This window comes from Neisseria sp. P0001.S007, from assembly GCF_051963655.1.
GTDB lineage: Bacteria > Pseudomonadota > Gammaproteobacteria > Burkholderiales > Neisseriaceae > Neisseria > Neisseria subflava_A.
Genome location: NZ_JBQCUB010000008.1, coordinates 108811 through 117688 on the forward strand (window position 1 = coordinate 108811; position 8878 = coordinate 117688).

Consider the following 8878-nt stretch of genomic DNA (forward strand, 5'->3'; position numbering starts at 1 on the left):
GGGGAGTCGTCAAGCGGTTAAGACACTGGATTTTGATTCCAGCATGCGAAGGTTCGAATCCTTCCTCCCCAGCCAAATAAAAGCGTGTAAGTTTTCTTACACGCTTTTTTACGCTAAGAGCAAAATAACGCTGAAAAACTTTTTTTTACCCGTTTTTACGAGTATAATCGCATAATTAGTGTCTTAGACATGGGGCAGAGGGAAGCGTAATGTTTTCTGAGCGTAAATCAAATCTAGAATCAGGTGAAGATATGGCTGCTTATGACAGTTTAATGGTGTTTACCGGTAATGCAAATCCGGAATTGGCGCAACGTGTTGTCAAACATTTGGATATTTCACTCGGTGAAGCCACCGTTTCCAAATTCTCTGATGGCGAAGTAGCCATTGAATTGTTGGAAAATGTGCGTGGTCGCGACGTGTTTATTTTGCAACCTACCTGCGCGCCAACCAATGACAACCTGATGGAAATTTTGACTATGGCCGATGCACTCAAACGTGCTTCTGCCGGTCGTATTACTGCCGCGATTCCTTACTTTGGCTATGCGCGTCAAGATCGCCGTCCTCGCTCTGTCCGTGTGCCGATTTCTGCTAAATTAGTGGCAAATATGTTGTACTCGGCAGGCATCGACCGCGTATTGACTGTTGACTTGCATGCCGACCAAATTCAAGGTTTCTTCGATATTCCGGTAGATAATATTTACGCTACCCCGATTTTATTGAACGATATTAAACAACAACGTATCGAAAATCTGACTGTTGTCAGCCCTGATATCGGTGGTGTTGTACGTGCACGTGCTGTTGCTAAATCTTTAAATGCTGATTTGGCCATTATCGATAAACGCCGTCCTAAAGCCAACGTGGCTGAAGTGATGAACATTATTGGCGATATTCAAGGCCGTACTTGCTTGATCGTAGATGATATGATCGATACGGCAAACACCTTGTGTAAAGCGGCTGTTGCCCTGAAAGAGCGCGGTGCAGAACGTGTACTGGCATACGCCAGCCATGCAGTATTCTCCGGTGAAGCAGTGAATCGAATTGCTTCTTCCGAAATTGACCAAGTAGTTGTGACAGATACGATTCCGTTGTCTGAAGCAGCTAAAAAATGTGAACGCATCCGTCAAGTTACCATTGCCGGTTTGCTGGCTGAAACGGTACGCCGTATCAGCAATGAAGAATCCGTCTCATATCTTTTCAATGAAGATGTGATGACTGGCGGCATGTTGCTGCCATAACCCGATGTCGTATTAAGCTGGTCGCGGCCGATGACGACGATTTTATCTAAATTGGAGTATTAAACATGACTTACGAAATTCAAGCCTCTGTTCGCGAAGCCCAAGGCACTGGTGCGAGCCGCCGCCTGCGTCGCGAAGGCCAAATCCCTGGCATCCTATACGGTGAAGGTCAAGAGCCTGTTGCTATCGCTGTAGATCACAAAACTGTATTCTACGCATTGGAAAAAGAATCTTTCCATACTGCTTTGATTAAACTGTCTTTGAACGGTGAAACTAAAGACGTTATCGTGCGTGACTTCCAAATGCACCCATTCCGTCGCGAAGTTCAACACATCGACTTCCAAGCTGTAAAAGCTGATCAACCTGTACGCATCCGCGTTCCTCTGCACATTGTTAACGCTGAAAACTCTCAAGCTGTTAAACTGCAAGGTGGTCGCGTATCTCTGTTGAACACTTCTGTTGAAGTAGTTGCTTTGCCTGCAAACATTCCTGCTTTCTTGGAGCTGGATTGTGCATCAGTAGTTGCCGGCGACATTCTGCACTTGTCAGACATCAAATTGCCAGAAGGTGTTGAAAGCGTTTCTCTGAAACGTAACGAAAACTTGGCTGTTGCTACTGTTACCGGTAAAAAACGCTAATAGGTAGTTAAGATAAGAAAACCGTATCAGATAAATCTGATACGGTTTTTGTTTTGCATATAAAATCATTTGCTATAAAACTAGGTCAAATGTAACAGCATATGTACTTTATAAGATTGAAGCAATTTCATTGCGAAGTTTATTAAGAAAGCGGCCATGCCGTACCCATTGTGCGGCTGATTCATAATCCTGTTGTTCAAATGCTTGTTGCAAATCTTGATATAGGTTGTTTTGTACTTCTTGAATTTCTTGATCCAGTGCTCGGATGGCATCATGGTTTTGTTCCATTTGTGCATCCATCAATGTTTCCCGCCATTCCATCTGCTGCATGAGGAATTCTGGTGAAAACGAAGTATGTTCAGGTGCATCAGCATCGATATTTTGACTTTTCAAGAGATAAGCGGCCCGATCAATAGGGCTTTTTAATGTGCGGTAGGCATCATTAATTGTAGAAGACATCATGACGGCTTGTTTCTGCTCAAAAGCTGAGGCAGAAGCAAATTTATCAGGATGAAAGCGGGCTGCTAAAGTACGATAGGTCTGTTCGAGTGCTTCAGTATCAATATTGAAAGATGGCTCAAGCTGGAAGAGGTTGAAGTATTGAGACATGATATTAAAGGAAAAAATCTAAAGAAGAGGATTATTTTACGATATAATCCAGAAACTGTTTATACGAAAGGAAAACAATATGACCGGTAAGGTGCAATACAATAAAGGCAAAATACGAGACAATGCCTTAAAAGCCTTAGTCAAATCTGATTTGTTCCGACACAAAGTAGAACGAAAAAGAAAAGGCAAGGGCAGCTATAATAGGCAAGAAGCCAAAAAATGGCGGGATGGTTTTGATACTTTCCCGCCATTTTTTATATTTTAAACGTGGAAGCTCTCACCGCAGCCGCAAGAGTCTTTAACGTTTGGATTTTCAAATTTGAAACCTTCCTGCAAACCTTCTTTGGTGTAATCGACCTGCGTGCCGTCTAGATAAACCAAGCTTTTCGGATCGATATAAACGCGCGCGCCGTGTTCTTCAAAAATCAGATCATCCTCGTTCACTTCATCGACAAATTCCAGGTTGTATGCCATGCCCGAGCAGCCGCTGGTTTTCACACCCAAGCGCACGCCCAAGCCTTTGCCACGTTTGGTCAGGTAGCTATTGATGTGTTTGGCTGCATTTTCTGTGATGGTAATCATGCTTTTTTCCTCATTTCGCAATCATTTTCTGTTTTGCCTGCTTTTTTATTTCAGACGGCCTCTTGACTATCAGGCCGTCTGAAAACGCTGTTTTGCCCACTCTATTGCAGCGGCAATGGCAGCTTTTGCCTGCGGACTGTTTTTCCAACAGGTCGAGCCGGTCAATTGTGCGCCCTGTTCCAAAATATCGTCCAAATCTGCCGCCGCCAGCTTGGCAACATCATCCACCCCCATTTGCTGCAAACGCTGCAACACGGTTTTGCCTATGCCTTTGACGGCAAGCAGGGATTGGATTTCTTTATTGGTAAAAGGCATATCGTCTTCTTTGATTTTTCAGGTATAACGCTAAATATAAGCTGTAGCTTATTGCCCTCTCCCTAACCCTCTCCCGCGGGGAGAGGGGATAGATCGACAGGTAGTCCCAAACTTGGTAGTAACTTCAAAACGATTAAGTTTCTGCATACTTGGTTTTTCCCTACAAAAGAAGAGGGGAATGAACCACCAAATTTGCTTTTCTCGAAGACTCGCCAGAAATCTTGGGAACACTTGCCGACAAGGGTTCGCTGAATCCAGTTATTTGTTTTCCTGACGTTTGCGATAGTCGGCAACGGCTGCTTTTACTGCATCTTCAGCCAAGATGGAGCAGTGGATTTTCACGGGCGGCAATTCCAACTCTTCGGCGATTTCGCTGTTTTTGATTGCCAGTGCATCGTCAAGGCTTTTGCCTTTGACCCACTCGGTAATCAGGCTGGAAGAAGCGATGGCAGAACCGCAACCGTAAGTTTTGAATTTTGCATCTTCGATAATACCCTCATCGTTTACTTTGATTTGCAGACGCATTACGTCACCGCAGGCCGGTGCGCCGACCATGCCGGTACCGACAGACTCGTCGTTTTTGTCGAAAGTACCAACGTTGCGGGGGTTTTCGTAATGGTCGATTACTTTATCGCTGTATGCCATGATGTGGTTTCCTTTGTGTTTTTAGTGGTGTAAATGGTTTGTTTACGAATATTCAGACGGCCTGAAGTTTAGATTTTGCACGCGCCGCCTTCGCAGCCGTCATCATTCTCTGAATCAACGCCGCCTTCTACGGTAACGTCGTCAAAATCTTCGAGCAGGTTGTCGAGATTGTCGAGGTCGATTTCTTGTTCGTTCATGGGTTGTATCCTTGATTCTAATGTGGTGGCTTTTAGGTCGTCTGAAAAGGCCTTTGGGGATTTTCAGACGACCTTTTTTATTTATAGGTAGGTTGGGTTATTAAACTCAACATTTCAGGCGCTTTAATAGACTCGTTGGGTTTCCAACCCAACCTACGCTTGCTTAAAATATCGTGGTTTGTTGATGTTTTAGTCGTCTGAAAAAGACGATTGTTCTAAATTTTCTAAAATTAGGCATGCCAATAAGCTGCTATCGACATGGTATGCCTGAATACAGGCTTGAATCATTTGTTCGGCAGAGATATTTTGCCAATGTATCTGCAAACCGTTTTTCATTGCCAATTGCGTCATAAACAGGCGCAATGTTCTGCCGTTTCCTTCACGAAAAGGATGTAGGACGTTCAACTCGCCCAAATAATAGGCCACACGCTCGGCGAATTTATCTTTATCCAACCCCCGCAAATAGTTTTCGCTTTGCAGCTTCTCCAAAAGTGTACGGCTTTCGTTTTCGATAAAAGCAAAATTGGCAAATCGGGTATTACCTTTGGAAATATCAATTCGCCGGATTTCTCCTGCCCAATTATAAACATTGCCAAACAGTTCGCGATGAATGGTCTGTAAATGCGCCAAATCGAAATTGCCTGTAATGGGTTGCAAAAGCAGATTTTGGGCGGAAATAGCAGAAATATCTCTTTCGACCTTTTCTAATTTCAGTGGATCTTGAATAGCTAATTTATTTCTAAATACACCATCATTCATATAGATTATGTCTTCACCACCGTATTTACTCATTTTTTTAGAACCTTTGTTTAATTTTTCTTATTTCTTTCTCAATATTTGTTTTACCAATCTTTAGAAGTTGCATTGCATATTGAGTTTGTCGACTAATTTCTAAATTCTCCATTTTCCATGAACCAGTGATATCATCAACATCTTTTGTCCAATGATCTTCAATAGTTAACCATTCCAAACTTCCTTTATCACGATCAATAATATCAAGATGATGTCCTCCTTGATAAACAAAAATGTTTTTACTCTTAAATAAGGAAGAGAATTTATTGAATATAGATCGATTGTATTCAATAACAGATAAAGCAAATTCAATATCTTTTTTTAATACGTCTAAATCTTGTTCATAATCTAAGTCAAATTGTTCAAAATATTTTCCATAAATAATACGTTTATAACCATTTGGCAAATTAATAATTTTAACTTTCATGGTATTCTTTCTATGAAAATAGCATACAAGACTGTCTATAAAAAGTGTTTTACTGTATTCAAAAATCAGACTCACTTTCTCAGACAGCCTTTGTTTGACATCAATCTTAATGCGCTGCCCATTCAATCGAGTTCAAATCAATCCCGTCTTTGAACATTTCCCACAGCGGAGACAGTTCGCGCAGTTTGCCGATTTTGGATTTGATCAGTTCTGCTGCGAATTGGACTTCTTCTTCGGTGGTCATGCGGCCGAAGGTGATGCGCAGGGAGGAATGTGCCAACTCGTCGTTGCGGCCGAGTGCGCGTAAAACGTAGCTTGGCTCAAGGCTTGCGGAAGTACAGGCGGAGCCGCTGGATACGGCGAGTTCTTTGACTGCCATAATCAGGCTTTCGCCTTCGACGAAGTTGAAGCTGACGTTCAGGTTGTTTGGAGCGCGGTGTTCGAGGTCGCCGTTGATGTAGACTTCTTCGATGCCTTCGATACCTTTGAGGAAGATATCGCGCAGTTTCAGGTAGTGCGCAGTGTCTTGTGCCAATTCTTCTTTGGCAATGCGGAAGGCTTCACCCATGCCGACGATTTGGTGGGTCGGCAATGTGCCGGAACGGAAACCGCGTTCGTGGCCGCCACCGTGCATTTGGGCTTCGAGGCGGACGCGTGGTTTACGGCGTACATACAGGGCACCGATGCCTTTAGGGCCGTATACTTTGTGGCCGGACATAGACAACAAATCAACTTTGGCGTCTTCAACGTCAACAGGCACTTTGCCGCATGCTTGTGCTGCGTCAACGTGGAAAATGATTTTGCGTTCGCGACAGATTTCGCCGATGGCAGGAATATCTTGAACCACGCCGATTTCGTTGTTTACCCACATGACGGAAACGAGGATGGTGTCTTCGCGGATGGCGGCTTTCAGTACGTCTAAGTCAACCAAACCGTTTTCTTGTACGTCCAGGTAAGTTACTTCATAACCTTGGCGTTCGAGTTCACGCATGGTGTCGAGCACGGCTTTGTGCTCGGTTTTCACGGTGATGAGGTGGTTGCCTTTGGATTTGTAGAAGTGCGCCGCGCCTTTAATGGCGAGGTTGTTGGACTCGGTCGCACCGCTGGTAAAAACGATTTCTTTGGAGTCGGCGTTAATCAGGGCTGCAATGTCTGCGCGTGCTTTTTCTACGGCTTCTTCTGCTTCCCAACCGAAGCTGTGGCTATTAGAAGCTGGGTTGCCGAAAATATCGGACAGGTAGGGAATCATTTTTTCGGCAACGCGGCGGTCAACGGGAGTAGTGGCGGCGTAGTCGAGGTATACGGGGGTTTTGACGGTCATGGTTTGCTCTTTCGTTTGGTCATCTGCCTGCGGTCTTTGCCGCAAGTCGGTTTAATGAATGTGTGTAAAGGTAACGACATGACTGCTGTCGCTGCAGTTTTTTTGTTCAATGATGCTTTGCAGCGTAACGCCGCTGAGGTAATCATTGATGGTTTTGTTTAAGTTTTCCCAAAGGTCGTGGGTCAGGCAGGGGGCGCCGTGGTTGCAGTTTGCTTTGCTGCCGCACTGCGTGGCATCCAGTCGGTCTTCGGCTGCGGAGATGATTTGTGCAATATTGATTTGCTCGGCAGGAGCGGCAAGGATGTAGCCGCCGCCGGGGCCGCGTAGGCTTTCAACCAATCCGGCACGGCGCAGTTTGCTGAATAATTGTTCGAGGTAGGAAAGCGATATGCTTTGTCGTTCGCTGATGGCACTGAGTTTGACAGCGCCGGTTTGAGCGTTCATCGCCAAATCTATCATGGCGGTTACTGCAAATCGCCCTTTGGTAGTCAGTCTCATGGTGTGGTTGCCTGTGTGGGCGTTTTTATTAGTGGGGGAATTGTCTAATATCTGAGTGTTTCAGTCAAGTATGTGGCGGCTCGGTTTGATTGTTTGTTTAAATGGTGGCATGGGTTGATTTTTAAATCGGAAAATATTTTCTTTATTTTTCTGTAATTTGGACTTGAGGCCGTCTGAAAAAAGGCTATCAACCCTACAGATGGCAGGGTTAAAATGTTTTGATTTAATATTGATAGTAATATAGATTATCAAAATTATTCTTAAAATTTAGTTGTTTTGATGGAGCAGAGCAAAGGGTTGTTTGAAATATTCAGACGGCCTGAACCATCCGTCTTTACTTGAACAGAGGCAATCGACAATGAAATGTGATTTAAGCAAAATAACCTGTATCGAAGACTTGCGCCTTGTTGCCAAACGTAAAATGCCGCGTATGTTTTATGACTATATTGACTCAGGCTCTTGGACGGAAACCACTTATCGTGAAAATACGTCGGATTTTAAAGACATCCGTTTCCGTCAAAAAGTATTGGTTAATATGGAAGGACGCAGCCTTGAGACCAAAATGATCGGGCAGGATGTGAAAATGCCGGTGGCGATTGCGCCGACAGGTTTCACGGGCATGGCGCACGCCGACGGTGAAATCTTGGCGGCGCGGGCGGCGGAAAAATTCGGTATTCCGTTTACGCTGTCGACCATGTCTATTTGTTCGATTGAAGATGTGGCTGAAAACACCAGTTCGCCGTTTTGGTTTCAGCTTTATGTGATGCGCGACCGCGAGTTTATGGAGAACCTGATTAAGCGTGCGAAGGATGCCAAGTGTTCGGCTTTGGTATTGACTGCCGATTTGCAGGTTTTGGGTCAGCGCCACAAAGACATTAAAAACGGCTTGTCTGCGCCACCGAAACCGACCATCGCCAATTTAATCAATTTGGCGACCAAACCGGAATGGTGCATGAAAATGCTGAACACGGAACGCCGCACTTTCCGCAATATTGTCGGTCATGCGAAAAACGTGGGCGATTTGTCTTCGCTGTCTTCATGGACTTCCGAACAATTCGACCCGCGCCTGAGCTGGGACGATGTAGCACGCATTAAAGATTTGTGGGGCGGCAAGCTGATTATCAAAGGCATTATGGAACCTGAAGACGCGGAAAAGGCAGCGAAAAGCGGTGCGGATGCATTGGTCGTTTCCAATCATGGCGGCCGTCAGCTTGACGATACCGTGTCTGCCATTAAGGCTTTGCCTGATGTGGTCAGTGCGGTGGGCAGCGACATCGAGGTTTGGATGGACAGCGGTATCCGCAGCGGTCAGGATATTTTGAAGGCTTGGGCTTTGGGTGCGAAAGGTACGATGATTGGCCGGGCGTTTCTGTATGGTTTGGGTGCGTATGGTGAAGAAGGCGTAACCCGTGCGCTGGAAATCCTGTATAAAGAAATGGATATTTCCATGGCGTTTACCGGTCATCGCAATATTCAAGATGTGGATTCCAGCATTTTACGTTCTACGCGTTGGGCTCAAGATGAATTTTAATTTTTGAACATAAGAAAAGATGCTACTTTAGCCGTCTAGCCCTATTTCGAGTAATTTTTATATCATGTTAATTTATCTTGATATTTAT

The 8878-nt window shown here is 44.7% G+C and carries 12 protein-coding genes, 1 tRNA gene and 1 pseudogene; 5 read left to right on the forward strand and 9 right to left on the reverse strand.

The window, feature by feature from the left end:
- The 3 genes from ACTHRE_RS08420 to ACTHRE_RS08430 all read left to right on the forward strand — a co-directional run bounded on the left by ACTHRE_RS08420 (window position 1) and on the right by ACTHRE_RS08430 (window position 1873).
- Window positions 1-75: transfer RNA gene (locus ACTHRE_RS08420), tRNA-Gln, on the forward strand.
- A 176-nt stretch (window positions 76-251) separates the two neighbouring features.
- A complete protein-coding gene (locus tag ACTHRE_RS08425; protein ID WP_141752503.1) occupies window positions 252-1235 on the forward strand; it encodes a ribose-phosphate pyrophosphokinase in 984 nt (327 codons plus the stop codon).
- 65 nt (window positions 1236-1300) lie between these two features.
- Window positions 1301-1873 (forward strand): 50S ribosomal protein L25/general stress protein Ctc, encoded by a 573-nt coding sequence (locus ACTHRE_RS08430; protein ID WP_004519902.1) that lies wholly within the window; start codon window positions 1301-1303, stop codon window positions 1871-1873.
- A 108-nt stretch (window positions 1874-1981) separates the two neighbouring features.
- Here the strand turns inward: ACTHRE_RS08430 and hscB are convergent, their stop codons facing one another.
- Entirely contained in the window at window positions 1982-2482 is a 501-nt protein-coding gene (gene hscB / locus ACTHRE_RS08435; RefSeq protein WP_070644899.1) for a Fe-S protein assembly co-chaperone HscB, read from the reverse strand.
- A gap of 79 nt (window positions 2483-2561) precedes the next feature.
- On the opposite strand from hscB, the pseudogene arfA reads away from it, so the two are divergent.
- Window positions 2562-2784 (forward strand): annotated as a pseudogene (gene arfA / locus ACTHRE_RS08440) (alternative ribosome rescue factor ArfA).
- On the opposite strand, the gene iscA reads toward arfA, so the two are convergent.
- The 8 genes from iscA to iscR all read right to left on the reverse strand — a co-directional run bounded on the left by iscA (window position 2744) and on the right by iscR (window position 7259).
- Window positions 2744-3064 (reverse strand): iron-sulfur cluster assembly protein IscA, encoded by a 321-nt coding sequence (iscA, locus tag ACTHRE_RS08445; RefSeq protein WP_003685774.1) that lies wholly within the window; start codon window positions 3062-3064, stop codon window positions 2744-2746. The pseudogene arfA and the gene iscA sit on opposite strands and share 41 nt — an antisense overlap.
- A gap of 69 nt (window positions 3065-3133) precedes the next feature.
- Window positions 3134-3379 carry a recombinase RecA gene (locus ACTHRE_RS08450; RefSeq protein WP_070644895.1) on the reverse strand — a complete coding sequence of 82 codons (246 nt, stop codon included), beginning with the start codon at window positions 3377-3379 and terminating at the stop codon, window positions 3134-3136.
- Window positions 3380-3637: 258 nt separating this feature from the next.
- A complete protein-coding gene (iscU, locus tag ACTHRE_RS08455; RefSeq protein ID WP_003674559.1) occupies window positions 3638-4024 on the reverse strand; it encodes a Fe-S cluster assembly scaffold IscU in 387 nt (128 codons plus the stop codon).
- Window positions 4025-4092: 68 nt separating this feature from the next.
- Window positions 4093-4221 carry a hypothetical protein gene (locus tag ACTHRE_RS08460; protein WP_256388723.1) on the reverse strand — a complete coding sequence of 43 codons (129 nt, stop codon included), beginning with the start codon at window positions 4219-4221 and terminating at the stop codon, window positions 4093-4095.
- 189 nt (window positions 4222-4410) lie between these two features.
- Window positions 4411-5013, reverse strand: a complete 603-nt coding sequence (locus ACTHRE_RS08465; RefSeq protein WP_070644893.1) for a Fic/DOC family protein — start codon at window positions 5011-5013, stop codon at window positions 4411-4413.
- Window positions 5014-5017: 4 nt separating this feature from the next.
- The gene (locus ACTHRE_RS08470; protein ID WP_225905478.1) at window positions 5018-5440 is read right to left on the reverse strand and encodes a hypothetical protein; all 423 of its coding nucleotides are present in this window, start codon (window positions 5438-5440) and stop codon (window positions 5018-5020) included.
- Between the two features lie 106 nt (window positions 5441-5546).
- Complete coding sequence (locus ACTHRE_RS08475; protein WP_377073805.1) at window positions 5547-6761, reverse strand: IscS subfamily cysteine desulfurase; 1215 nt, start codon at window positions 6759-6761, stop codon at window positions 5547-5549.
- Window positions 6762-6812: 51 nt separating this feature from the next.
- A complete protein-coding gene (iscR, locus tag ACTHRE_RS08480; RefSeq protein ID WP_003680774.1) occupies window positions 6813-7259 on the reverse strand; it encodes a Fe-S cluster assembly transcriptional regulator IscR in 447 nt (148 codons plus the stop codon).
- Window positions 7260-7617: 358 nt separating this feature from the next.
- On the opposite strand from iscR, the gene ACTHRE_RS08485 reads away from it, so the two are divergent.
- Window positions 7618-8790, forward strand: a complete 1173-nt coding sequence (locus tag ACTHRE_RS08485; RefSeq protein WP_070608875.1) for an alpha-hydroxy acid oxidase — start codon at window positions 7618-7620, stop codon at window positions 8788-8790.
- Window positions 8791-8878: the final 88 nt, after the last annotated feature.